Genomic DNA, 26,903 nt, shown 5'->3' with positions numbered 1-26,903 from the left:
CGCAGCAAAACGCCGTGCTTGCGGATATTCGCCGTTTGACGATGCGTTGCACACAACGTCTGATCCGGTTCACCGAAGGTTCAGGATAAGTCATAAATATAGCGTGGCCCGATTTCGTGCGTATTCCCGCCACGGACGAAACGCCGGTCAAGTCGAACAATTCTCCATAAAGTTCAGAATACGAGCCGATGTCATTTCATATTACCCCGACCGCCGCCGCCCGTGATTCCGAGACGAAGCAGATCGATCACAATGATTCGATCCGCGCGTCCTATATGACGGTCGAGGAACTGCATGATGCCGGTGCCGCGCTTTCGCGCGACGGTGCCGATACCCTTCCCGGCTTCATGGAGTTCGACTTCTTCGAGCGCCACCGTGAGAACGAGAAGGAAATCCTGCGGGTCTACCGCACAACGGCCGTCGACGCGGAAAATGGCGCGACGATAACGCCGGCGGCGGAATGGCTGCTCGACAACCACTACGTCATCGAAGAGGCGATCCAGGAAGTCCGCCGCGATTTTCCGCGCAAGTTCTATCGCCAGCTGCCGACAATGACGGTGGGCGGCGTGACGATCCCGCGGGTCATGGCGCTCGGCTGGCTTTATGTCGCCCATACCCACAGCACGGTCTCGCGCGAGAACATGACGGCGCTGGTGGATGGCTATCAGACGTCGAAGACGCTGCAGATCGGCGAATTGTGGGCGCTGCCCTCCATCATCCGTTTTGTCCTCATCGAAAATCTTCGCCGCATTTCCATTCGCGTGGAACGCTCGCGCCGCATGCGCCAGAAGGCGAATGAAGTCGTCGACGAAATCATTCGCCTGAACGATGCGGAAGCGTCCGCGGCACTTCTCAAGCAGGTCGATTCGCTGGTCGATGACCCAACCTTTGCGACGCAGTTCCTCTATCGCCTCAGAAACGGCTCGCAGACTTCGGGTTTTGCGGTTGCCTGGCTTGAAGAACGCCTGCATGCTGCGGGCACCGACGCTGAAAACGTCATGATGTCGGAACACAACCGGCTGGCCTCCGGCAATGTGACGATGGGCAATATCGTCAAGAGCCTGAGGGAAATCGACGATACCGAATGGTCGGTGTGGTTCGAGGAAGTCAGCCATATCGACAAGGTCCTGCGCGAGGAAACCGATTACGAGATTCTCGATTTCGGTTCGCGCAACACCTATCGCAACACGATCGAGCTTCTGGCGCGTCGCTCCCCCAAGACAGAGGTAGAGGTCGCGCGTGCCGCCGTGGAAATGGCGAGATCCGGCGAGCCTGCCGAGGTGTCTGAAAACCATCGCGTCAATGTCGGCTCCGTACTCGTCGGCGAGCGCCGGTTCGAGCTTGAAAAGGTGCTCGCTTACAGGCCGCTGGTCTCGCAGCATATCGTCCGGTCTATGCGCAAGTTCAACTGGCTCGCAATTGCGGCGCCAGTGTTTCTCATCACCGCGCTCGTCATGCTTGCCGTCGGCTGGTTCCTGGCCGAAGCGGGGATGCCCTGGTATGTGGTGACCGCATTCCTCTTGATGTTTGCATTACCTGCTTCGGAAGGCGCGACCGGTCTGTTCAACACGCTCGTCACTTTCTTCGTGAAGCCGTTCCGGTTGGTCGGATACGAGTTCAAGAACGGTATTCCACAGGACGCCCGCACGCTTGTTGCCGTGCCTTGCATGTTGACCAGCCGCGACAGCGTCGATGAGATGATGCGCAATATCGAGGTGCATTATCTCGCCAATCCGCATGGCGAGATTTATTTCGCGCTGGTCAGCGACTGGCGCGATGCCCAATATGAGCAGTCCGGCGACGATCTCGAGATTCTCGAATATGCCAAGCGCGAACTGTCGGCGCTGAACAGCCGTTATGCCTTCGATGGCAAGACGCGTTTTTACCTGCTGCACCGCCGCCGCATCTACAACCCGTCCGAAGGCTGCTGGATGGGCTGGGAGCGCAAGCGTGGCAAGCTTCATGAACTGAACATGCTGCTGCGCGGCGACAAGGACACGACATTCCTCGGTGGCGCCAATATCGTGCCGGCCGATGTCAAATACGTCATGACGCTTGATGCCGATACGCGCCTGATGCGCGATGCGGTGACCAAGCTCGTCGGCAAGATGCATCACCCGATCAACCGCCCCGTCATCGATCCGGTCTCGGGACGTGTGGTTGAAGGTTATGGCCTGTTGCAGCCGCGCGTTACGCCTTCGCTGACGACGGGCAAGGATGCCTCCGTCTTCCAGCGTGTCTTCTCGATCAATCGCGGTATCGACCCCTACGTCTTTACCGTTTCCGACGTTTATCAGGACCTGACCTCCGAAGGCACCTTCACCGGCAAGGGTCTTTACGACGTGGATGCCTTCGAGGCGGCGCTTAAGGGCCGGATCGAGGAAAACTCCATCCTCAGCCACGATTTGCTCGAAGGATCCTTTGCGCGCTGCGCGCTGGTGACCGATGTGGAACTGGTCGAGGATTTCCCGACCCGCTACGAGGTGGAAGTCTCGCGCCAGCATCGCTGGGCGCGTGGCGACTGGCAGCTGCTTCCCTATATTCTCGACCGCGCCCGTGGTGTTACCGCGATCGGCCGGTGGAAGATGGTCGATAACCTGCGCCGTTCGCTGACGCCGATTGCCTGGTTCTTTGCCTCGATCCTCGGCTGGTATTTCATGGACCCGCTCGGTGCGCTGATCTGGCAGATCCTGCTGATCTTCTCGCTGTTCGTCGCTCCGACGCTCTCGCTGCTTTCCGGGCTCGTGCCGCGCTCCACTGATATCGTGCCTCAGGCGCATTTCCACACCATCTGGTCGGAAATCCGCGCCACCAATGCGCAGGTTGCGTTGCGTATCGTCTTCATTGCCGATTCTGCCTGCATGATGACGGATGCAATTGTCCGTTCGCTCTACCGTCTGCTCGTCAGCCACAAGCTGATGCTGGAATGGCGCACCGCCGCCAGCATGCAGTCTAGCGCCCAGGGCGGCATCACCTATTACTTCCGCCAGATGTGGCATGCGCCTGTTGTGGCCATGCTCGGCCTGTTGTTTGCGGCGCTGCCCGGTGACAATGCCTTCCTGATCGGCATTCCCTTCACACTGCTCTGGGTTCTGTCTCCCGCCGTTGCCTGGTATGTCAGCCAGTCGGCGGAAACCGAAGACCGGCTGTTCGTTTCGGAACACGTCTCTTTCGAGCTTCGCAAGATCGCGCGTCGCACGTGGCGTTATTACGAAGCCTTCGTGACGCCGCAGGAAAACCACCTGCCGCCGGACAACTTCCAGGAAACGCCGGAGCCGATTGTTGCCTCGCGTACATCGCCTACCAATATTGGCGTTTACCTGCTTTCCATCATTTCGGCGCGCCAGTTTGGCTGGATCAGCTTTGCCGATACGCTGGAGCGGATCGAGAACACGATCCAGACCGTCGAGAAGATGGAGAAACATCGCGGCCATCTCTACAACTGGTACCATACGGACACGCTGCAGACGCTTGGTCCCCGTTACGTTTCGGCGGTGGACAGCGGCAATCTCGCCGGTCACCTGATTGCGGTTTCGTCTGCCTGCCGCCAGTGGGCAGAAGCGCCTTCCGCGCATCTTCAGGGTAATCTCGACGGTATCGGCGATCTCGCCGGTATTCTGCGCGAAACGCTGAAAGCGCTGCCTGACGACCGCAAGAACCTGCGTCCGCTGCATCGCCGCCTCGAAGAACGCATCATCGGTTTTTCGAACGCTCTTGCCTCGGTCAAGCGCGAGCATGAATTCGCATCGATCCGCGTCATCAATCTTGCGGTACTCGCGCGCGACATCCAGAAGCTCGCTACCAATGTCGATCACGAAGTGAAGTCTGCGCAGAGCGCGGAAGTGACCCGCTGGGCGCAATTGCTCGTGGATTGCTGCGAGGCGCATATTTCAGACAGCGCCATCGACCTCACCAATATGGAGCCGCTACGCCAGCGTCTTGCATCGCTGCGCGACCGCAGCCGCAACCTCGCTTTCTCGATGGATTTCACGTTCCTTTATCGCAAGGATCGCCGTCTTCTGTCGATCGGCTACCGCGTCGAAAGCAAGGAACTGGACGAGGCCTGCTACGACCTTCTGGCGTCCGAATGCCGCCTGACCAGCCTGTTTGCCATCGCCAAGGGCGATCTGCCGACCGAGCACTGGTACCGTCTCGGCCGCCAGGTCGTGCCGATCGGTGCGCAGGGCGCGTTGGTCTCCTGGTCGGGTTCGATGTTCGAATATCTGATGCCTCCGCTTGTCATGCAGGAGCGTCAGGGTGGCATTCTCAACCAGACCAACAATCTGATCGTCAAGGAACAGATGAACCACGGCCGCCGTCTCGGCACGCCATGGGGCATTTCCGAAGCGGCGTTCAACGCCCGCGATCACAACATGAACTACCAGTACACCAACTTCGGTGTGCCGACGCTTGGCCTCAAGCGCGGTCTCGGCCAGAATGCTGTCATCGCACCCTATGCGTCGATCCTCGCAAGCCAGTACGATCCTGACGGTGCGCTGGAAAACCTCGACAAGCTGCGCAAGCTTGGCGCGCTTGGACAGTACGGCTTCCATGATGCCGTGGATTTCACGCCGACACGTGTGCCTGACGGCAAGGTCTGCGCGGTGGTCTACAACTATTATGCCCACCACCACGGCATGTCGATCGCGGCTGTCGCCAACGTCGCCTTTGACGGTGTGTTGCGCGAACTCTTCCATTCCGACCCGGTAATCGAGGCGGCCGAACTCCTGTTGCAGGAAAAGGCACCGCGCGAAGTGCCTGTCATGAGCGCCAAATACGAGCCGGAAACCCCCGGCAAGGAACAGGCAGACCTGCTGCGTGCGGAAGTGCGCTCCATCGCCGACCCGGCCGTGCGCGACCGCGAAGTGGTGTTCCTGTCGAACGGCCATTATTCGACGATGCTCACCTCAACGGGTGCTGGATATTCGAAATGGAACGGTCAGGCGATTTCCCGCTGGAAGGCCGACCCGACCGAAGATCGTTGGGGAACCTTCATCTTCCTGCGCGATACCACCAATGGACAATGGTGGAGTGCGACGGCTGAGCCGCGTGTCATCGAAGGCGAAAAGACCAAGACGATCTTCACCGACGACAAGGCCGAATTCCACAAGAATGTCGGCGATCTGCAGAGCGTCGTTGAATGCATCGTCGCCACCGAGCACGATGCCGATGGCCGCCGCGTCACGCTGCTCAATGTCGGTTCCGAGGATCGTTACATTGAAGTGACCTCCTATATGGAGCCGGTCATTGCGTCGGAAGACGACGACAACGCCCATCCGCTGTTCTCGCGCATGTTCGTGCAGACGGAGATCGGCCGGCGCGGCGATGTCATCCGCGCCTGGCGTAACCGCCGCAGCCCGAATGAGCCCGGAACGATCATCGCGCATCTTGCTGCCGATAACGCCGGCCCGTCGCGCCCGACGGAGTTCGAGACGGACCGCGCCAAGTTCATCGGCCGCGGCAGATCGCTCGGTGAAGCGGCTGCATTCGATACGGGTGCTACGCTTTCCAACACCGACGGCTTCACGCTCGATCCAATCCTGTCGTTGCGCCGCACTGTGCGCGTACCGGCCGGCAAGAAGGTGAGCGTGATTTTCTGGACGATTGCCGCGCCGAGCCGCGAGGAAGTCGACAAGGCGATCGACCGTTATCGCCATCCTGACGCATTTGCCCATGAACTCGTGCATGCATGGACGCGCACGCAGGTGCAGATGCGCCATGTGGGTGTCACTTCGCAGCAGGCCGCCGCTTTCCAGCATCTCGGCCGTTATCTGACCTATCCGGACATGCATCTGCGCGCGGATTCGGAAACGCTGAAAACGGGCCTCGCTTCGCAGCGGGCGCTTTGGCCGCTTGCCATTTCGGGCGATTTCCCGATCTTCAGCCTGCGTATCAACGACGATATGGACATGGATATTGCCCGTGAGGCGCTCAGCGCCCACGAATATCTGCGTTCGCGCGGCGTGATCTTCGATCTCGTCATCGTCAACGAACGGGCCGCGTCGTATGCACAGGATATGCAGCATGCGCTGGATCATATTTCCGAGGCACAGCGTCGCATCAATCCCGCCGATGGTGGTAGGCCGCATGTGTTCTCCGTTCGCCGCGACTTGATGGACGAAGAGACCTGGAGCGCGCTTCTGGCGGCCTCCCGTGTCGTGCTGCATGTGCGGAATGGCAAGATTGTCGACCAGATCAACCGCGCCGTGTCGCTTTTTGCGGCGCATCGCGGTCCTGACGGCGCGACTGAGGCCGCGCAGGCTCGCCTGCCAGTGCCTGCATTCCCCGTCGCTGAGGCTGTCGAGGATGCGGGCGATCTCGATTTCTGGAACGGTTTTGGTGGTTTCGCCAAAAGCGGAGAGGAATATGTCGTGCGCCTGCATGGTGGGCAATCCACACCGCATCCTTGGATCAACGTCATCTCGAACGAAAGTTTCGGCTTCCATGTGTCGGCGGAAGGCGCTGGTTTCACCTGGAGCCGCAATTCCCGTGACTATCAGCTGACACCCTGGAGCAACGATCCGGTCATCAACCGGCCGGGCGAGGCCTTCTATGTTGCCGATGTGGAAACAGGAAAGCTCTATACGCCCTGTGCTGCCCTTTCGCGTGATCCGGAAGCCCTGTTCGAAACCCGTCATGGTCTCGGTTACTCCGTAATGACCGGCAAGACGGATAAGCTTGAAGTCGAGGTGACGCAGACGGTAGACCGTGAAAAGCCGGTCAAGTTCTCGCAGCTCATCGTACGCAACAAGGGTTCGAAAAGCCGCCGCCTGAAAGTCTATGCTTATGTGGAATGGGTGCTGGGCAATAATGGCCAGAAATCTGCGCCGTTCATCCTGAGCAGGCACGATGCCGGCAGCAATGCGATTTTTGCCTCCAACCCTTACAGCATCGACTATAGCACCCGCACTGCCTTCCTGACGCTCGACAGCGAGGCAAGCGGCTTTACCACCAGCCGCCGTGAATTCATCGGCCGCTTCGGTTCTGCACAGGCTCCACAGGGCATTGTGTCCGGTGCGGCACTCAGTGGCAGCACCGAGGTGGACGGCGATCCCTGCGCCGCCTTGATGCAGGAAATCCACCTGAAGCCGGGCGAAGAACGGCATATGACCTTCATTCTCGGCGATGCCGACAATGCGGAGGAGGCGGCAACGCTGGTCGAACAAGTCCGTGCGGCGGATTTCCAGTCGGTGCTGGAGGGCAGCAAGGCGTTCTGGACTGGCTTTACCGGCCAGTTGCAGGTTACCACGCCCGATGCCGGCTTCAACCACATGGTCAATAGCTGGTTGCCCTATCAGGCGCTGGCGTGCCGCATCCTGGCGCGCACGGCCTTCTATCAGTCGAGCGGCGCCTTCGGCTTCCGTGACCAGCTTCAGGACACGCTGGCATTCCTGCTCTACCAGCCGGATCTCGCTCGCAAGCAGATCCTGCGTGCGGCAGGCCGCCAGTTTGCGGAAGGCGACGTCCAGCATTGGTGGCTGCCTTTGACCGGTGCAGGTGTCCGCACGACGATCTCTGATGACGTGGTCTGGCTCGCTTATGCGATCAACCAGTATGTCTCGGCTACGGGCGATGCGGCCATCCTTGATGAAAGCATCCCCTTCATCAAGGGACCGGCATTGATGCCGGGGCAGCACGATGCCTTCTTCCAGCCGGAGACGAGCGACAAATCCGCTAGCCTCTACGAACACGCGGCTCTGGCGCTTGATCTCGCGATCCATCGCACCGGCGAAAACGGTCTGCCGCTGATCCTCGGCGGTGACTGGAACGACGGCATGAACCGTGTCGGCATCGGCGGCAAGGGCACCAGTGTCTGGCTTGGCTGGTTCCTGGCCGGAGCGCTTCGCGATTTCATAGCGATCGCCGAAAAGCGCGGTGATACAGACCGTGTCGGCAGGTGGTCGGCGCATCGCGAAAAGCTTCGCAATGCTCTCGAAACTGCGGGTTGGGACGGCAGCTATTACCGTCGCGGTTATTTCGATGACGGCACGCCGCTCGGTTCCGCCACCAGCGAGGAATGCCAGATCGATTCACTTGGCCAGAGCTGGAGCGTTCTTTCCGGCGAGGGTGAAGAAGGGCGGTCACGGCAGGCGATGGACGCTGTCATTGAGCATCTGGTCGATGAAAAGGCCGGTATCATCCGTCTGTTCACCCCGCCATTCTCGCGGGCACCGCATGATCCGGGTTATATCAAGGGATATCCGCCGGGTGTGCGCGAAAACGGCGGACAATATACCCACGCGGCGACCTGGGTAGTGCTTGCCCTTGCCAAGCAGGGGCGTGCGCAGGAGGCGTGGAACTGCTTCAAGCTGCTCAACCCCGTCAACCATGCGCTCGACGCGGCATCCTCCGAAACCTATCGGGTCGAACCCTATGTGGTGACCGCCGATGTCTATGGTGAGGGCGCTTATGCGGGTCGCGGCGGCTGGAGCTGGTACACGGGTTCCGCCGGCTGGCTCTATCGCGCCGCGATCGAGGGCATTCTCGGTATCACCCGAACCGAAGGCAAGCTTCACATCGCGCCGTCGCTGCCCGAAGACTGGAGCGGCTTCTCGGTGAAGATCACGCTGGACGGTAAAGCAAAGGACATCGTCGTCAGCCGTAAGGCCGGCACGGCAGAGGTCTCTGTATCCGTCGACGGCAAGCCCCTGTCGGCTGACGATCGGGTGATCCCGTTCGACTGACGACCGGCTCTACGTTTGCTTTTAAAATCAGGCTCCTGCGGTGACGCAGGGGCCTTAATTTTTATTGTGGCTGCCCTGGTATTGTTTGTCTGTACGGAGGCGCGGTAACAGCTTTGTCCTGGCGGGTATCTCCAGCATCATCTCAATTAGAGAAATGACACAGCCTCGCGACGGTCTTGCAAGGGCCAACGAGAATGTGAGCCGTGCTCCTCTCGACGTGGCACGCAGGCAGAGCAGTTTTACAGAGCCATGTTTCTGCGCTGTTTTATCGCTGAATGCTGATGGCCAAGGCCAAGGCCAAGGCCAAGGCCAAGGCTAAGGCTAAGGCTTGGCCCTTTCCTGCATTATCAAGGCACATGTCTGCAGCTTCGCAGACCTTGGAAAACGGACAAAGAAAAAGGGCGGACACCACGGTGCCCGCCCTTATTATATTCCGTAAGCCAGAGTGTCAGGAGGCGATGGCTTTCGGCCGGGGCTGGCCCTCGTCCTCTGTCAGCAGGCCGCTGGTGCGCAGCAGCGAGGTGAAGCGTCCGCCACGCTGGCTGAGCTCGTCGAACGTGCCCTTTTCAATGATACGGCCTTGATCGAGGAACAGCACCTGATCGGCATCGCGTACCGTGGAAAGGCGGTGGGCGATGATGAAGGTCGTGCGGTTCATTCTCAGCGCGTCCACGGCGGCCTTAACTCGTGCTTCCGTTTCCACGTCCAGCGCGCTGGTTGCCTCGTCAAGGACCAGGATGGGAGCGTTCTTCAGGATAGCACGCGCAATGGCGATACGCTGGCGCTCGCCACCGGACAGGCGGTTGCCGCGTTCACCCACCTGGGTCAGGTAGCCGGTGATACGGCTGTCGATGAAATCCGTCGCAGCAGCAGCGGCTGCTGCTTCCACGACCTCCGCGTCGGTAGCGGATTCGCGACCAAGGCGGATGTTTTCGCGGATGGAGCGGTTCAGAAGGCCGGCATCCTGGAACACCGTGGCGATGGAGTTTCTGAGCGAGTTCTTCGTCACCGTCGAGATGTCGGTTCCATCGATCAGAATCTGGCCTGAATCAGGATCATAAACACGCTGCAGAAGATTGATGAGCGTGGTCTTGCCCGCGCCCGTCGGTCCGACGATGGCAATCGTCTGGCCGGCCTTGGCCGTAAACGAGATGTCGTGGACACCCTGCTTGGTGTTGGCAAAACCGAAATTGACGTTGCGGAACTCCACGGTGCCGGAGACATTGGACAATTCGCGGGCGTCGCCCGGTTCTTCCCGTTCCTTGACGGAATCCTCCAGCACGAAGAAATCCTCGAGCTTTGCGCGCGCCTCGAAAATCTGGGTCACGAACTGACGCATCTGATCGAGACGGCCGATGAGAAGATTGGCGAAACCGATGAAGGCAATCACGTCACCGACGCGCAATTCGCCGTTCTTCACCAGCACGGTGCCGATGACGAGGATGATCATCATCGAAACGGTGGAGGCAGTGCGGTTCAAGGCACTTGCGAAAGCCCACCAGTCGAGCACCGGATATTGGGCGCTCAGCAGTTTTTCGGTGAAGGATTTCAGCGCCTTCGTTTCAGCCTCGATGCGGTTGTAGCTGTGCAGGACGGACACGTTGCTGATGGAATCGCTGACATGGGCAAAAACGCTGTGATAATGCTCCTCGACCGAAGCCTGGCCATCCTTGGTGCGGCCCATCACCCACTTGCCAATGAACCAGTAGACGATGCCAAGACCGATCAGGACGAAGCTGAGGCGCAGGTCCATGGCAATGGCTGTCGGAATAAGCAGTACGAGCGCGACGAAAGTCGCCAGATGCGTGCGCATGAATTCGAGCCACAGGCCGAACAGCGTCTCGCTGGCGCGTAGAAGCGTATGCAGCGCGTTCGAGGTGCCGCGCAGATGGTGCCAGGAGAGCGGCATGGAGATGATCCGGCCGAAGGCTTCCGTCAGCAGGGTCGCGCGGCGACCGTGGGCTAGCCGGTCGGCCTCGCGGGCGACAGCGACATAAGCCACGGTGTTGAAGACGCCGAAACCCGCCCACAGGATGAGGATGGACGTGACATCGGAGCCGGAAGAGATGGCGTCGATGATCCGTCCAAACAGCACGGGTTCGGCAATGGTGATCGCTGCAAGAATGATGTTGGCGATGACAACGATCAACACCCGCCATTTATGTACGGTCAGATAGCGCAGGGCGCGTGTGTAAACCTGAAACAAAGTCAAATTTTCAATCCAGTCCAGCGTCTGTTTCGAGCGGTTGATTGTTCGGTCTCAATACAATGCTGTTTTAGCAAGGTTGCATGAGACGGCGAAATTTGTGTAATTATCGCTCTTTCAGTCTGAATGGCGGCTTAACAAACCGAGCACGCGTGCGAACCGAAAAAAAACTGAACCCGATGTTTCTAGGGGACGCCGTCACAAGATTTTGCATGTTCGTTTCAGGGATTGCTAACGACGATATGTTCAGTCTGAACCGACCGGCGCCCGAGTAACATGACGTCCTCGCGGGACCATGTCCTTCATGTCATCCCTTCCAGCCAAGCTCCGGGCATGTGTCTTTATGCATGATATTCTTCACTTCATCTCTGCGTGCTACCAGGCGGGAAACGCTGATCGTGTTCGCTCCGAATTTGTAACACTTATTCGCGAATATGGTTTCGAATATTTCCTCGTCAGCCGGCGGATGACCGGGGAGCTTGCTTCCACCGGCCAGATTCTCGCACAACATCTCCCGGAAGGGTGGATCGAGGTCTACCGCGCCAAGAAATATAATCTCGTCGATCCCGTCCGTAAGGTGATCGGCATGGTGCACAAGCCGTTTCAGTGGAAAGAGGCGCTTGAGGGCCTGCCCCGCGCGATGCATCGAAAAAGGGCGAATGTGTTTTTTCACGATGCCGGCCGTTACGGTCTGCAGGGTGGGTATGCCTTTCCGGTGCACGGGCGCGCGGGATTCATCGGCGCGGTGTTCCTTGGCGGCGAGGACCGGCAATTGCCTTCGTTGCACGTTGAGCTGCTGGATGCGGCCACGCGCGCGGTGTTCTGGCGTCTGCTCGATCTTTCAGGCCAGGTCCATAACCTCAACAACGCGCCGAATGTTTCCGCTCTTGAACTTACAAGGCGGGAAATGGAAGTTCTGACGCTGATGGCTGATGGCATGACCTCAACCGAAATTGGACGCCAGCTATCGATCTCCAATCACACGGTCGACTGGTATATCAATGGAATCCAGCGTCGGTTCAGCGCCAAGAACAGGCAGCATACTGTAGCACTCGCCTTTCGCAACGGCTTGCTGAGCTAGTTACGACAGTACGCTTCTCTCCCGAATTGCCCTTTTCAAGACCGGGTTTTGCTGCTTAATTCCGCAGTGCAGCAGAAATTCTGTTTTGGCGTGTGGGGAGACCGTCTTGAAAATATCGAAAATACTTGTTGCCAACCGATCCGAAATTGCGATCCGAGTTTTCCGGGCAGCGAACGAGCTGGGGATAAAAACCGTCGCCATTTGGGCGGAAGAGGACAAGCTGTCTTTGCACCGCTTCAAGGCGGATGAAAGTTATCAGGTCGGCAGGGGTCCGCATCTCGCCAAGGATATGGGACCAATCGAGAGCTATCTTTCGATTGAGGAGGTCATCCGCGTGGCCAGACTTTCCGGCGCGGACGCGATCCATCCCGGTTACGGCCTTTTGTCCGAAAGCCCCGAATTCGTTGAGGCCTGTAACAAGGCTGGCATCACCTTCATCGGACCGACGGCGGATACGATGCGCCAGCTCGGCAACAAGGTTGCCGCCCGCAATCTGGCGATCTCGGTCAATGTTCCCGTTGTTCCTGCAACCAAGCCGCTGCCGGACGATATGGCCGAGGTGGAGCGGCTGGCCGAAGAGATCGGTTATCCCGTGATGTTGAAGGCCTCCTGGGGCGGCGGCGGTCGCGGCATGCGCGCCATCCGCAAAAAGGAGGATCTGGCACGCGAGGTCACCGAGGCCAAGCGCGAGGCGAAGGCCGCTTTCGGCAAGGACGAGGTCTATCTCGAAAAGCTGCTCGAGCGCGCCCGCCACGTCGAGAGCCAGGTTCTCGGTGATACCCACGGCAATGTCGTACATCTGTTCGAGCGCGATTGTTCGATCCAGCGCCGCAATCAAAAAGTGGTTGAGCGCGCGCCGGCACCCTATCTCAGCGAAGCGCAGCGTCAGGAACTGGCCGCCTATTCCTTGAAGATCGCGGCTGCGACCAATTATATCGGCGCCGGCACGGTCGAATATCTGATGGATGTCGATACCGGCAAATTCTACTTCATCGAGGTCAATCCGCGCATTCAGGTGGAGCATACCGTCACCGAAGTCGTGACCGGCATCGATATCGTCAAGGCGCAAATCCATATTCTGGAAGGGGCCGCCATCGGCACGCCGGAATCGGGCGTGCCGAAACAGGAAGATATCCGCCTCAACGGCCATGCACTGCAGTGCCGTATCACCACGGAAGACCCGGAGCACAATTTCATTCCCGACTACGGCCGTATAACGGCGTACCGCTCGGCGTCCGGCTTCGGCATTCGTCTGGATGGCGGGACGTCCTATTCGGGGGCGATCATTACCCGTTATTACGATCCGCTTTTGGTGAAGGTAACGGCCTGGGCGCCGCAGCCGGATGAAGCGATCAGCCGCATGGACCGCGCGCTGCGCGAATTCCGAATTCGCGGTGTTGCGACCAACCTGACCTTCCTCGAGGCCATCATTGGCCATGCGAGTTTCCGCAACAACACCTATACGACCCGCTTCATCGATTCGACGCCGGAGCTGTTTGCACAGGTCAAGCGTCAGGACCGCGCTACGAAGCTGCTCACCTATCTTGCCGATGTGACGGTGAACGGGCATCCGGAAACCAAGGGCCGCGTCAGGCCACCGGCAAATGCGGCACAGCCGGTGGTTCCCTACATCGATGCGCCGACGCCTGATGGCACCAAGCAATTGCTCGACCGGCTGGGGCCGAAGGGCTTTGCCGACTGGATGCGCAACGAAAAGCGGGTGCTGGTAACGGACACGACGATGCGCGACGGCCATCAGTCGCTGCTGGCCACACGCATGCGTACCCATGACATTGCCGGCGTCGCAAGCGTCTATGCCAAGGCCTTGCCGCAGCTTCTGTCTCTGGAGTGCTGGGGCGGCGCCACTTTCGACGTTTCCATGCGCTTCCTGACGGAAGACCCGTGGGAGCGCCTGGCGCTGATCCGCGAGGGTGCGCCGAACCTGCTGCTGCAAATGCTGCTGCGCGGTGCGAACGGCGTCGGGTACAAGAACTATCCAGACAATGTCGTGAAATATTTCGTCCGTCAGGCTGCGAAGGGCGGTATCGACCTGTTCCGCGTGTTCGACTGCCTGAACTGGGTGGAGAATATGCGCGTATCGATGGATGCGATCGCCGAGGAGAACAAGCTCTGCGAAGCGGCCATCTGCTACACGGGCGATATCCTCAATTCTGCGCGTCCAAAATACGACCTGAAATATTATACCAACCTCGCCGCCGAGCTGGAGCGTGCAGGCGCGCACATCATCGCCGTTAAGGATATGGCGGGACTTCTGAAGCCTGCCGCTGCCAAGGTGCTGTTCAAGGCGCTGAGGGAGGCGACCAGCCTGCCTATCCATTTCCACACGCATGACACATCCGGCATTGCGGCTGCGACCGTGCTTGCCGCCGTCGATGCGGGCGTGGATGCGGTGGATGCCGCCATGGATGCGCTTTCGGGCAACACGTCCCAGCCCTGCCTCGGTTCCATCGTGGAAGCGCTGGCCGGATCGGAACGCGATACGGGTCTCGATACGGAATGGATCCGCCGCATCTCGTTCTACTGGGAGTCGGCGCGCAACCAGTATGCGGCTTTCGAAAGCGATCTGAAGGGCCCTGCCTCGGAAGTCTATCTGCATGAAATGCCCGGTGGGCAATTCACCAATCTCAAGGAGCAGGCGCGCTCGCTCGGTCTTGAGAGCCGCTGGCACGAGGTCGCGCAGGCCTATGCCGACGCCAACCGGATGTTCGGCGATATCGTCAAGGTCACGCCGTCCTCCAAGGTTGTCGGCGATATGGCGCTGATGATGGTGAGCCAGGATCTGACGGTCGCCGACGTGGAAAATCCTGATCGCGAAGTGTCCTTCCCGGACTCGGTGGTTTCGATGCTGAAGGGCGATCTTGGACAGTCGCCAGGCGGCTGGCCGGAAGCCCTGCAGAAAAAGGCGCTGAAGGGTGACGCGCCCTATACGGTTCGTCCCGGCTCATTGCTGCCGGATGCCGATCTCGATGCGGAGAGAAAGGCGATCGAGACCAAACTCGAGCGTTCCGTCAACGACTTCGAATTCGCATCCTATCTGATGTATCCGAAGGTGTTCACCGATTTCGCGCTGACCTCCGAGACCTACGGTCCGGTTTCCGTGCTTCCCACCCATGCGTATTTCTACGGCATGGAGGACGGTGAAGAGCTGTTTGCCGATATCGAGCGCGGCAAAACGCTGGTCATCGTCAATCAAGCCTCTTCAGGCACTGACGATAAGGGCATGGTGACGGTGTTCTTCGAGATCAACGGCCAGCCGCGCCGCATCAAGGTGCCGGATCGCGCTCATGGCGCATCCGGCTCTGCGGTGCGCCGCAAAGCGGAACTCGGCAATGGCACACATATTGGTGCGCCGATGCCGGGTGTCATCAGCCGCGTCTTCATCAACCAGGGTCAGGAGGTCAAGGCCGGCGACGTGCTGCTCTCCATCGAAGCCATGAAGATGGAAACTGCGCTTCACGCCGAACGCGATGGCAAGGTCGCCGAGGTTCTCGTGCGCCCGGGTGACCAGATCGACGCAAAGGATCTGCTGATCGCTTACGCGGAATGATGCCCACACGGCATCGCTAGCCGCGATATTTTGTCTTTCATTATAAACGCCCGCCCTCCCGGCGGGCGTTTTGCTGTTGCACCTTCGCTAAAACTCAAATATGCATGTTCGTGCACGTTTTTTCCTGTTTATGCATGAGTCCCGATGAGCGATCATTTTGTCAGCGAGCGGCAGGCGCTCATCCTTGCACAGTTGCGGCAAAGCGGCCGAGTGCTTGCGCAGGATCTCGCCCAGAATTTCGGCGTTTCGGAAGATACGGTCCGCCGGGATCTGCGGGATATGGCGGCGCGCGGGGAGTGTCTGCGCGTCTATGGCGGGGCGTTGCTTTCCGATAACAAGACGGTGCCGCTGAAGACACGGATCGCCGAGGATGCCGATCGCAAGGCTTCGTTGGCGCGCGCAGCAATTCCGCTTTTTGAGCCGGGCATGGTCGTCTTTATCGATGCCGGCTCCACCAATCTGGCCATTGCAAGGGCTATCCCCGCCGGTCTCAAATTGACGGTGGTAACGAATACGCCTGCTATTGCCGCTGAACTCACGGGGCGCGCCGATATAGCTTTGATCATGATCGGCGGCAAGGTCGATCCGGCCGTCGGTGCGGCCATCGACGCCATGGCGTTGCGGCAACTCGAGCTGATGCGGCCCGAGCTGTGTATTCTTGGAGTTTGCGGTGTTGCGGCTGAGACCGGCCTGTCGGCGGATATTTTCGAGGATGCCGTGTTCAAGCGGCTTGCCTGCAGCGCCAGCCAGCGGATTGTTGCCGCCATCACCACGGAAAAGCTGGGCCACAAGGCGGCGTTTCACGTGCACGACTTTTCTCCGCCTCTTTCCCTGGTGCTGGAACATGACGCCGACCGCACATTGGTCGAGGCGCTGTCGGCTAAAGGCGTACAAGTTCATTTCGGCGACGATGACGCCGTCCAACTCTCTCACGGTCAAGTCTGAAGGATATTACCGATGAACGGCCCCACGACATTTTCGCCGACGGTCAAGCGCTCGTCCTATCTGACGCGGCACAGGCTCGGTGTATCCCTGCTGTTTTTGATGAACGGTTTCATGATGGGATCGTGGGCGCCCAAAATACCGGAATTTGCGGCGCGCTTATCCCTCAGTGAAAGTGCGCTTGGCCTGATCATTCTGGTTTTCGGCGTCGGCTCGCTGGTTTTCATGCCGATCGCCGGTTCCCAGATCGCCCGTTTCGGATCGCGAACGGTCAGCCTTGCGAGTGCGGCTATTTTCTTGCCGACACTGCTTTTCATCTCCTGGGCAGACACGATCTGGGCGGGTGTGATTGCGGTTTTCCTGTTCGGCGGGCTGACAGGGGCGATGGATGTCGCCATGAACGCCAATGCGGTGGCGGTCGAGCGTGACATGCGCCGCGCCATCATGTCGTCGTGCCATGCTTTCTGGAGCCTGGGCGGCCTGATCGGCGCCGGTCTTGGCGGTTATCTCATCACGGCCATTGGCGTGCAGGGGCATGCGATCGCGTTGACGGTCATCGCCCTTGTTTTGCTCGTCGTCGCGTGGCCGCGCGTTCTTGCGGATCGCCCGCATGCCGAGGAGGAGCGTCCGAAAGGTCGCTTGCCGCTGACGCCCTTGCCGTGGATTATCGGTCTGATGGCGCTGTTTTCGATGATTCCGGAAGGCGCGATCCTCGATTGGGGTGCCCTTTATCTGCGCAATGAACTCGGCGCTTCCGTGTCCCAGTCCGGTTTTGCTTTCGCGGCCTTTTCCATGACCATGGCGGCCATGCGTTTTGCCGGCGATCTGGTGCGCGACCGGTTCGGCGCGGTCAATACCCTGCGGTTCTGCTCGGTCATGTCGATTGCGGGCCTTCTGATTGCGGGTCTTGCGGGAAATTCCACGTTTGTGATCATCGGCTTCGCGATTGCCGGCATCGGTATTTCCAACATGGTGCCGATCGCCTTTTCGGCGGCGGGGAACATGCCGGGACTGGCACCCGGCATCGGCCTGTCGGTCGTCACCACCATGGGTTATTCCGGGATTCTGGTAGCACCCTCGGCCATCGGCTTCATTGCCGAACATACCGGCCTGGCCAGCGTATTTCTCGCTCTGCCGTTGTTGCATGTGGTGGTTTTGCTGCTTTCGCGGCTCGCCCGGCATGCGGATGGTGCGGGCAAGGAATAGGCGTCTCGAATTTTGCCATGATTGCGGTAAAGTAGAAGCTCTTATCCGTTGGGTGTTGACAAGCAGGCCCCCTTGTTTCACCTCAATTGCCAGACCTTGCCGCAAGCTCCAGAGACCGCCATGACGTCACACGCCGATTACGATCCAAAGCCCCGCCGTGCATCCGTTGCCGTCGACGTAGGGGGCGTCATCGTGGGTGGCGGTGCGCCTGTCGTCGTACAATCCATGACCAATACCGACACGGCGGATATCGACGCCACCGTGCAGCAGGTGGCGGCACTTTTCCAGGCCGGTTCTGAAATGGTGCGCATCACCGTCGATCGCGATGAGAGCGCTGCCGCTGTGCCGAAAATCCGCGAACGGCTGCTGCGCCTTGGCATGGACGTGCCGCTGATTGGCGATTTCCACTATATCGGCCATAAGCTTCTAGCGGATCATCCGGCTTGTGCCGAAGCACTGGCGAAATACCGCATCAATCCCGGCAATGTCGGCTTCAAGGACAAGAAGGACAAGCAGTTCGGCGAAATCGTCGAAATGGCGATCCGTTATGACAAGCCGGTTCGCATCGGCGTGAACTGGGGGTCGCTCGATCAGGAATTGCTGACGACGCTGATGGACAAGAACAAGGAGGAGGGTTTTCCGCTCTCTGCCCGTCAGGTCACCCGCGAAGCCATCGTCCAGTCGGCACTGATTTCCGCAGAGCTTGCCGAAGAAATCGGCCTGCCGCGCAACCGCATCATCCTGTCTGCCAAGGTCAGCCAGGTACAGGACCTGATTGCCGTTTATTCGATGCTGTCGGAACGCTCCAACCATGCACTGCATCTCGGTCTTACCGAAGCCGGCATGGGTTCCAAGGGCATCGTCGCCTCGTCTGCCGCCATGGGTTATGTGCTGCAGCACGGTATTGGCGACACGATTCGCGTCTCGCTGACGCCGGAGCCGAACGGCGACCGCACCCGCGAGGTGCAGGTGGCGCAGGAATTGCTGCAGGTCATGGGTTTCCGCCAGTTCATTCCGGTGGTTGCGGCATGTCCCGGCTGCGGGCGCACCACCTCTACCGTCTTTCAGGAACTTGCCCAGAATATCCAGAATGACATTCGCAAGAACATGCCGATCTGGCGTGAAAAATATCCCGGTGTGGAAGCGCTCAATGTTGCTGTCATGGGCTGCATCGTTAATGGCCCCGGCGAAAGCAAACATGCCGATATCGGCATTTCACTGCCTGGAACCGGCGAAAGCCCCGCTGCACCGATCTTCATCGATGGCGAGAAGGCGCTCACCCTGCGCGGTCCCAACATCGCCGCGGATTTTGAAGCGCTTGTGATCGATTACATCGAAAAGCGTTTTGGCCGGAAAGATGCGGCGGAGTAAAAACTACCGTGAAAATGCCGAAATTCCACTGTCATACCGCCTGAACCCTTCGGAGCATCAAAACACATGATCAAAAAAATCGCGATCGTTGCCCTTTGCGGGACCTATCTTTCCGCGTGCACCACCACCGATCCCTATACGGGTGAGCAGAAGATGTCGAACACGGCGGGCGGCGCTGGTATCGGCGCTGTCGTCGGTGCTCTCGGTGGTCTGGCTGTCGGCGGTTCGCCGGTCGGTCGCCGCAACGCAGCCCTTATCGGCGCCGGCATCGGTGCACTCGCCGGTGGCGCAATCGGCAATTACATGGATGGTCAGGAATCCGAGCTTCGCGCCCAGCTTCAGGGCACTGGCGTTTCGGTTACCCGCCGTGGCGACAGCATCGTTCTCAACATGCCGTCGAACATCACCTTCGCGACGGATCAGGATCAGGTCATCCCGCCCTTCTATCAGACACTCGATTCCGTCGCCATCGTGCTGAACAAGTTCAACCGCACGCTCATCGACATCAACGGCCATACCGACTCCACCGGCAGCCAGCAGCACAACCAGGCGCTTTCCGAGCGTCGTGCGGCGTCTGTTGCAAATTATCTCGGCGCACGCGGCGTCGACCAGCGCCGTATTTCGACGCTCGGCTTCGGCCCCTCGCAGCCGATCGCTTCGAACGCAACGCCGGATGGCCGCGCCCAGAACCGTCGTGTCGAAGTGCTGATTTCGCCGCTCAAGGGCTGATTGGCTGAAAAACGGTGAGCCGGGAAACCGGCTCAGCTTTTCCGTTCGGCGATGAATCTGGCGGCCGCGATGAGTATCGCGGCCTTTTCGCCGTAGGGGGCCAGAAGTTCGGAGGCTTCCGCCACCTGTTCCTGAAGCTTGAGGCGCGCCCAGTCTTCACCGCGTAGTGCCACCAGCGTTCCCTTGCCGCGTGCGGCATCCTTGCCGGTTGCCTTGCCCATGGTGGCGGCATCGGCGGTCAGATCCAGGAGATCGTCGGCAAGCTGGAAGGCAAGGCCGATCTTTTCACCGAAGAGGCGCAGTCTTTGCCTTTCGGAAACATCGCTGCCGGCGATGATCGCGCCTGCCTCGCAGGCGAAGCGAAGCAGTGCACCGGTTTTCATAGCCTGCAATGTAATAATGCCGGTCTCATCAGGTGCGTTCTTTTCCGCAGCCAGATCGAGCGCCTGACCGCCCGCCATGCCGCCGATGCCTGCGGCGCGAGCGAGCGAGAGCACGAGAGCCGCCTTGCGGTCTGCCTGGAGAGGATTTTCGTCCGACGCGATAATGTCGAAGGCGAGTGTCAGCAGGCTGTCGCCTGCGAGAATGGCGGTCGCCTCGTCGAATTTGCGGTGCACTGTCGGCTGGCCGCGGCGCAGGTCGTCGTCATCCATCGCTGGCAGATCGTCGTGCACCAGCGAGTAACAATGCAGGCATTCCAGCGCGGCACCGACATGATGGGCTGCTTCGGCATTTCCGCCGAGCAAGGCCGTGCTTTCTATGACGAGGAAGGGCCGCAGGCGTTTGCCGCCGTTCAGCACACCATGACGCATGGCGTCGAGCAGGTTTTGCGGGCGCGTAATCTCATCCGCACGCGCCTCTGCGGAAAGCAGGCGACCAAGCAGGGATTCGGTCTGTGCCGCGTTATCGCGCAGCTTCGTTTCGAAATTCGTCATCTGAGCGTCCATGCCGCGCTCTTTGGCATGGCGCGCGGGGCCAGGCAACCTTTTCGTGATTCCTGAGGTCAACTGTTTGACCGGACTCGCCTTGAAGGCGGCAATGGAATATGAAAGGCTTCGATTGGTGCGGGGCTTTGACGAATATTGAGCAGTACGCCTGAAAGCGACGCAGATTACGCCGTGCTGGCGGAAGACCGGAGCAGTCCGAAGGTGGATTTTCGCACGTTGGCAAAGCGTATCATCATGACCTTGCTGGCGTTGCTGATCCTGCCCTATCTGCTGATCCCGGTTTATGCCCTGCCTTTCATGCGGCCGGTCTCGACGCTGATGCTTGCCGATCTGGTGACACTTCAGGGTTATGACCGGCGCTGGGTGCCGCTCGAGGATATTTCGCCGCGCCTTGTGCAATCCGTAATGATGTCCGAGGACGGACAATTCTGTTTCCACGGCGGCGTTGACTGGAACCAGATGCAATCCGTCGTCAACAATGCGCTCGAAGGCGCGTCCACCCGTGGCGCCAGCACCATTCCCATGCAGACGGCCAAGAACCTGTTCCTCTGGAACGGTCGCTCGTTCTTGCGCAAGGGGCTGGAGTTGCCGCTGGCGATTGCTGCCGATTTCGTCTGGTCCAAAAAACGGATGATGGAGATTTATCTCAACGTTGCGGAATGGGGACCCGGCATTTACGGCATCGAGGCCGCAGCACAGCACCATTTCAAGGTACCGGCGGCAAAGCTCAGCTCCCGCCAAGCGGCACTGCTTGCCGTTTCCCTGCCCAATCCCATCGATCGCGTTGCCAGCAAGCCGGGGCGTGGTTTGCAACGGCTTGCCGGCCTTATCGAACGGCGTGCCCGAGCATCGGGCGGTTATGTGGGATGCGTGCTGGACTGAGCCCAGCCCGCCGCCTCAACCCTTCTTGAAAATATAGTCGGTTTCCTGACGCAGGGTCTCGCCGGGACGCAGGATCGCGTAGGGGAAATCGGGATGATTGACGGCATCCGGCCATATCTGCGTTTCCAGGCAAAAACCGGCAAAGGGGCCATAATGGCGGCCATCGAGGCCTGGAACGGGAACATTCAGCTTGAAGGCTGAATAAAATTGCACGCCGGGTTCGGTGGTGTGAACCTCAAGGGCAATGTCGGAGGCGGGCGAATAGGCGCGGGCAACCTTGCGCTTGGCGCGACGCTCGGGCGAAAGGCAGAAATTATGGTCGTAGAGCACCTGCTCGCCATCCTCCGTTCGCCGCATCGGCGTCGGGTGGCGCAGGTCGAAGACGGTGCCTTCGACAGAGCGGATTTCGCCTGTCGGGATCTGTTTGTCGTTGGTTGGCAGATAAAAGTCAGCGGCGATGCTGATCTCATGTCCAAGTGCGGTATCAGCACCGTCGAGGTTGAAATAGGAATGCTGGCAGATATTGGCGATGGTCGGTTGGTCGGTCACCGTTTCATAGACCACCGAAAGCACGCCGCCGTCGCGGATCGTATAGGTCGCGGTCACCGTGCAATTGCCGGGATAACCGGCGCGGCCGTCGGGATCGATGATCTGCAGAACCGCATGGCTTTCGCCGTGTTCCATCAGCATCCAGTTACGTTTGCCCATCCCGTCGCTGCCGCCATGCAGGTGGCTGACGCCTTTTTCGTTCAGTTCCAGCTGGTATTCGTGCCCGTCGATCAAGAATTTTCCGTCACCGATACGGTTGGCGTTGCGGCCGGGTGTGGCGCCGAAATAGGATGAATATTTGTAGTCCTCGAATGTATCGAAGCCGAGAACGAGCGGCGGCTGGTGCCCATCGAGGCGCAGGTCCTGAATGACGGCGCCCCAGGTGATAACCTTGGCCGTCAGCCCGCCCTTCGAGATGGTGACGCGCTCAACCTTTTCGCCGGTTGCCGTGAAGCCAAAATTCTCCCGTGCCGCCGCGTCGCTCATTGCGTCATTCTCCCGATATCTTTGAATTGCCGGCGGACGTTGCGTCATTTTCCGGCAATTCGCAATCCCGCAATTTACGCCGCTAGTTTACCGATCGCTTCGAGATCGTAAGGCGTCGTCTGATATATCTCGTTGATCCAGTTGCCGAAAAACAGATGGGCATGGCTGCGCCAGCGGTTGAGCGGGGCAAGCTCCGGATCATTGTGCGGAAAATAATCATGCGGCAGCTTGATTGGAACGCCCGAGTTCACATCGCGGAAATATTCATCCGAAAGCGAGGTTGAATCATATTCGACGTGGTTGAACATATAGAGGCGGTTGCCCTCTTTTTCATGCACCAGACATACGCCCATTTCCTCTGACTCCATCAGGATTTCGAGTTCCGGGTGTTTTTCGATGTCGGCGCGGCGCACTTCCGTCCAGCGTGAGACCGGAACCTGAAAGTCGTCGGAAAAACCGTTGAGATATATCGACGAGGGGCAGAGATTGCGGTGACGATAGACACCGAAAGCCTTTTCCTTCAGTTCGTATTTCGGCACACCATGGAAATGGTAGATGGCGGCCATCGCGCCCCAGCAGACGTTCAGTGTCGAATGGACGTTGGTTTGCGTCCAGTCGAAAATCTTTTGCATCTCATTCCAGTAGGTCACGTCTTCATAATCAAGCATCTCGATGGGCGCGCCTGTGATGATGAAACCGTCGAACTTGCGGTGGCGCACTTCCTCCCATGTCTCATAGAAGGACAGAAGGTGCTCTTCCGGCGTATTCTTGGCACGATGGCCGCCAATGCGGATCAGCGAAAACTCCACCTGCAGCGGCGATGCGCCGACGAGGCGCGCCATCTGCACTTCCGTCTTGATCTTGTTCGGCATGAGATTGAGAAGCCCGATCTGGAGCGGGCGGATATCCTGCCGGATGGCCGCCGTTTCTGTCATGACCCGCACGCCCTCATGAACGAGGGTGTCGAAGGCGGGAAGCGTATCGGGAATCTTGATCGGCATGTCGAACTCTCTTTTCGGATGACGTAAAGAACGTTGCGAAAACAAAAAAACCGGCAGCGAAATCGCAGCCGGTCCCAGGAAATTACCCTTTTCCTCGACCCTTTAGCGACTTCTTTAAAGTGGCTGCAAGCCGGTCGGCAAATCACCACTGAGGCGTTTCATAATCCCGAAGCCGACGAAAATCAATATCGGCTGATTTCATCGGGTTTCTGCCTTTCCATTTTTGCCTGAGGTGCGATAAGGCAGGGCATGGATAGAGAACGCTTCACCATTCTGCTTGGCGGCGATGTCACCGTTACCGACCGCCTCAAAGCGGCGGTTGAGGGTAGCCGTGTGATTGCGGCCGATGGCGGCATGCGCCATGCCGCACCGCTCGGGCTCACACCCGAGCTCTGGGTGGGGGATTTCGATTCCACCGACAAGGACCTGCTGGACGCCTGGCCCGATGTGGTGCGACAGCCCTATCCCGCTGCAAAGGCTGTGACCGATGGCGAAATTGCGGTGTCGGAGGCCCTTGCCCGCGGCGCGCGTTCTCTGGTGCTCGCCGGTGCGCTTGGTGGAGCGAGAAGCGACCACGCACTTCAGCACCTTCTTTACGCGGTGGCGCTTAGTGAGCGTGGTCTCAACGTTACGCTGACCTCCGGCGAAGAGGAGGCCCGCCCGCTGCTGGCGGGGTCGTTCGACCTTGATCTGCCACCCGGTGCGCTGTTTTCCGTTGTCGGGTTTACCGACCTTGTGGGGCTCGATATCGGCAATGTGCGTTATCCTCTCAAGGATTTCCCGCTTGCTTTCGGCTCTTCCCGCACTATTTCCAATGTCGCGAATGGCGGCCCTGTGCATTTCTCGCTGAAAAGCGGAAAAGCCATCGTGCTCGCCCGCCCTTATGATCTGACCGGAGCCTGACGCCTTGGCACCCCCAATTTTGAAACTCGATGACATCAAGCTGACCTTCGGCGTGACCCCGCTGCTCGACGGCGCCAATCTTCAGGTGGAGCCGGGCGACCGCATCTGCCTTGTCGGACGCAACGGTTCGGGCAAGTCGACCCTGATGAAGATCGCCGCCGGTCTGGTCGAGGCGCAGTCGGGCGAGGTTTTCCGTCACCCCTCCGCCACCATCCGTTATCTGGAGCAGGCGCCGGATTTTGCCGGTTACGACACCGTGCAGGCCTATGCCGAGGCGGGGCTGGGACCTGGCGACGATCCCTATCGCGTTACCTATATTCTCGAGCATCTGGGCCTGACGGGACAGGAACATCCGGATAGCCTGTCCGGCGGCGAAGCGCGGCGTGCGGCCCTTGCCCGCGTCATGGCGCCTGAACCCGATATTCTGATGCTGGACGAGCCGACCAACCATCTGGACCTGCCCACCATCGAATGGCTTGAAGGCGAGTTGCAGCAGACGCGTAGCGCGCTGGTGCTGATCTCGCACGACAGGCGTTTTCTGGAAAAGGTTTCGACCTCGACCGTGTGGCTGGATCGCGGCCAGTCCCGTCGTCTCAATCGCGGTTTTGCGTATTTCGAGGAATGGCGCGACAAGGTGCTGGAAGAGGAAGAGCTGGAGCAGCACAAGCTCGGCAAGGCCATCGAGCGTGAAGAACACTGGATGCGTTACGGCGTGACCGCGAGACGCAAGCGCAACATGCGCCGCGTGGGCGAGCTTCAGGCAATGCGTGCGGACTATCGCGGCCACAAGGGACCGCAGGGGAGCGTGCAGGCGACGGCTGCGGAGGTGCGGGAATCCGGCAAACTGGTCATCGAGGCAGACGCAATCACCAAGTCTTACGGCGAGCGCGTGATCATCGCGCCGTTTTCGCTACGGGTGCATCGCGGTGATTGCATCGGTCTCGTCGGGCCGAACGGTGCCGGCAAGACAACGCTTTTGAAGATGCTGACCGGCCAGCTTCAGCCCGATAGCGGCACGGTAAAGCTCGGCACCAATCTGGAAATCGCGACGCTTGACCAGAAGCGTGAAGATCTCAATCCAAACGATACGCTCGCTCATTACCTCACCGACGGTCGCGGCGACAATTTGCTGGTCAATGGCGAGTTGAAACATGTGACGGGTTACATGAAGGACTTCCTGTTCCAGCCGGAACAGGCCCGCACGCCCATCCGCAACCTCTCCGGTGGTGAGCGCGCCCGTCTTATTCTTGCGCGCATTCTGGCGCGGCCTACCAACCTGCTGATCCTTGACGAGCCGACCAACGATCTCGATATCGAAACGCTCGATCTGTTGCAGGAAATCGTTGCGGGCTTTTCCGGCACGGTCATTCTCGTCAGCCACGACCGCGATTTCCTCGACCGTACCGTCACCTCCACAATCGCGCCCGCCAATCCGGACCAGCCGGATGGACGCTGGATCGAATATGCCGGCGGCTACTCGGACATGATGGCGCAACGCAAGGGTGCCGCAGAAGAAAAGCGCAAGGCGGAGAAGCAGGAAAAGGCAAAGACCGCCCCTTCCGCCTCCGCGTCGCAGGACCCCTCAAAGGCCAAGGGCAAGCTTTCCTTCAAGCAAAAATTTGCGCTCGAAAACCTTCCAAAGGAAATGGAGAAGGCGCAGGGCGAAATCGCCAAGCGTGAGCAGCGTATGGCCGATCCCAATCTGTTCACCAAGGACCCGGCTACCTTCAATACGCTGGCGCAGGAAATGACGAAGCTGCGCGAAAAGCTCGAAGCCATGGAAGAGGAATGGCTGGAGTTGGAGATGCTGCGCGAGGAAATTGAAGGGTGACTTGGTCGCGATTTCTTGACTGAGGTCTCATCCACCTTTGACAGGGAGGCGGAATTGCCGTTTCCTGTGCGGGTTCGGAGGAGTTCAGAAAATGCGCATGATCTTCGTCAATCTGCCGGTCAAGAATATCGAGACATCGAGAAGCTTCTTCACGGCTCTCGGTTTCACCTTCAATCCGGAATATTCGGATGACCGCACGCTCTGCATGATCGTTGAGGAGAACATCTTCGTGATGCTTCTTCAGGAGGAGCGTTTTCGCGATTTCATCAATGGCGATATCGCCGACGCCACACGCAGCACCGAGGTCCTGACCTGTCTCACAGCGGGAAGCCGTGAGGAAATCGACCGGATGATCGAAACGGCGCTCGCCTCGGGTGGCAGCAGCTGGAAACCGGTTCAGGATCACGGTTTCATGTATGCCGGTAGTTTTCAGGATCCCGACGGCCATGTCTGGGAACTGGTGCACATGGTGCAGCAGGCCTGACGGCAGCCATCTTGCCAATCAGAGACAGCGGGA

Annotated in this window: 15 protein-coding genes and 1 riboswitch; of the genes, 11 read left to right on the top strand and 4 right to left on the bottom strand. The window is 59.3% G+C overall.

Annotated elements, in window-relative coordinates; translation table 11 throughout:
- The first annotated feature begins 188 nt into the window (after window positions 1-188).
- Complete coding sequence (locus tag ACQZ45_RS16950; protein WP_003516544.1) at window positions 189-8,684, top strand: GH36-type glycosyl hydrolase domain-containing protein; 8,496 nt, start codon at window positions 189-191, stop codon at window positions 8,682-8,684.
- A 448-nt stretch (window positions 8,685-9,132) separates the two neighbouring features.
- Here the strand turns inward: ACQZ45_RS16950 and ACQZ45_RS16945 are convergent, their stop codons facing one another.
- Window positions 9,133-10,896 (bottom strand): glucan ABC transporter ATP-binding protein/ permease, encoded by a 1,764-nt coding sequence (locus ACQZ45_RS16945; RefSeq protein ID WP_013636948.1) that lies wholly within the window; start codon window positions 10,894-10,896, stop codon window positions 9,133-9,135.
- Window positions 10,897-11,233: 337 nt separating this feature from the next.
- Here ACQZ45_RS16945 and ACQZ45_RS16940 point away from each other — a divergent pair, with 337 nt between their 5' ends.
- The 6 genes from ACQZ45_RS16940 (at window position 11,234) to ACQZ45_RS16915 (ending at window position 19,787) form a co-directional block, all read left to right on the top strand.
- Window positions 11,234-11,971: a LuxR family transcriptional regulator gene (locus tag ACQZ45_RS16940; protein WP_003516548.1), complete on the top strand. Its 738-nt coding sequence runs from the start codon at window positions 11,234-11,236 to the stop codon at window positions 11,969-11,971.
- 106 nt (window positions 11,972-12,077) lie between these two features.
- Complete coding sequence (pyc, locus tag ACQZ45_RS16935) at window positions 12,078-15,539, top strand: pyruvate carboxylase (protein WP_003516550.1); 3,462 nt, start codon at window positions 12,078-12,080, stop codon at window positions 15,537-15,539.
- 144 nt (window positions 15,540-15,683) lie between these two features.
- A complete protein-coding gene (locus ACQZ45_RS16930; RefSeq protein ID WP_113291839.1) occupies window positions 15,684-16,484 on the top strand; it encodes a DeoR/GlpR family DNA-binding transcription regulator in 801 nt (266 codons plus the stop codon).
- A 12-nt stretch (window positions 16,485-16,496) separates the two neighbouring features.
- A complete protein-coding gene (locus tag ACQZ45_RS16925; RefSeq protein ID WP_003516553.1) occupies window positions 16,497-17,687 on the top strand; it encodes an MFS transporter in 1,191 nt (396 codons plus the stop codon).
- 120 nt (window positions 17,688-17,807) lie between these two features.
- A complete protein-coding gene (gene ispG / locus ACQZ45_RS16920; protein ID WP_003516555.1) occupies window positions 17,808-19,058 on the top strand; it encodes a flavodoxin-dependent (E)-4-hydroxy-3-methylbut-2-enyl-diphosphate synthase in 1,251 nt (416 codons plus the stop codon).
- Between the two features lie 66 nt (window positions 19,059-19,124).
- Complete coding sequence (locus ACQZ45_RS16915) at window positions 19,125-19,787, top strand: OmpA family protein (protein WP_003516557.1); 663 nt, start codon at window positions 19,125-19,127, stop codon at window positions 19,785-19,787.
- A gap of 32 nt (window positions 19,788-19,819) precedes the next feature.
- On the opposite strand, the gene ACQZ45_RS16910 is transcribed toward ACQZ45_RS16915, so the two are convergent.
- Entirely contained in the window at window positions 19,820-20,734 is a 915-nt protein-coding gene (locus tag ACQZ45_RS16910) for a polyprenyl synthetase family protein (RefSeq protein ID WP_065688696.1), read from the bottom strand.
- A 135-nt stretch (window positions 20,735-20,869) separates the two neighbouring features.
- On the opposite strand from ACQZ45_RS16910, the gene mtgA reads away from it, so the two are divergent.
- Window positions 20,870-21,616, top strand: coding sequence for a monofunctional biosynthetic peptidoglycan transglycosylase (mtgA, locus tag ACQZ45_RS16905; RefSeq protein ID WP_003516563.1), 747 nt, complete (start codon window positions 20,870-20,872; stop codon window positions 21,614-21,616).
- 15 nt (window positions 21,617-21,631) lie between these two features.
- Here mtgA and ACQZ45_RS16900 read toward each other — a convergent pair whose 3' ends face one another.
- Entirely contained in the window at window positions 21,632-22,651 is a 1,020-nt protein-coding gene (locus tag ACQZ45_RS16900; protein WP_113291840.1) for an aldose epimerase family protein, read from the bottom strand.
- A gap of 74 nt (window positions 22,652-22,725) precedes the next feature.
- Window positions 22,726-23,652 carry a homoserine O-acetyltransferase MetA gene (gene metA, locus ACQZ45_RS16895; RefSeq protein WP_003516567.1) on the bottom strand — a complete coding sequence of 309 codons (927 nt, stop codon included), beginning with the start codon at window positions 23,650-23,652 and terminating at the stop codon, window positions 22,726-22,728.
- Window positions 23,653-23,734: 82 nt separating this feature from the next.
- A riboswitch (SAM riboswitch) is annotated at window positions 23,735-23,811 on the bottom strand.
- 90 nt (window positions 23,812-23,901) lie between these two features.
- Between metA and ACQZ45_RS16890 the strand changes: the two genes are divergently transcribed.
- The 3 genes from ACQZ45_RS16890 (at window position 23,902) to ACQZ45_RS16880 (ending at window position 26,870) form a co-directional block, all read left to right on the top strand.
- Window positions 23,902-24,555: a thiamine diphosphokinase gene (locus ACQZ45_RS16890; protein WP_113291841.1), complete on the top strand. Its 654-nt coding sequence runs from the start codon at window positions 23,902-23,904 to the stop codon at window positions 24,553-24,555.
- 4 nt (window positions 24,556-24,559) lie between these two features.
- Window positions 24,560-26,386 (top strand): ABC-F family ATP-binding cassette domain-containing protein, encoded by a 1,827-nt coding sequence (locus ACQZ45_RS16885; protein ID WP_003516572.1) that lies wholly within the window; start codon window positions 24,560-24,562, stop codon window positions 26,384-26,386.
- Between the two features lie 91 nt (window positions 26,387-26,477).
- The gene (locus ACQZ45_RS16880; protein WP_003516574.1) at window positions 26,478-26,870 is read left to right on the top strand and encodes a VOC family protein; all 393 of its coding nucleotides are present in this window, start codon (window positions 26,478-26,480) and stop codon (window positions 26,868-26,870) included.
- Window positions 26,871-26,903: the final 33 nt, after the last annotated feature.

The sequence above is a fragment of the Agrobacterium sp. 16-2014-1-2a genome, assembly GCF_053522705.1.
The sequence above is the reverse complement of the archived record's forward strand: the minus strand, read 5'-3'. Positions and strand labels throughout refer to the sequence as shown.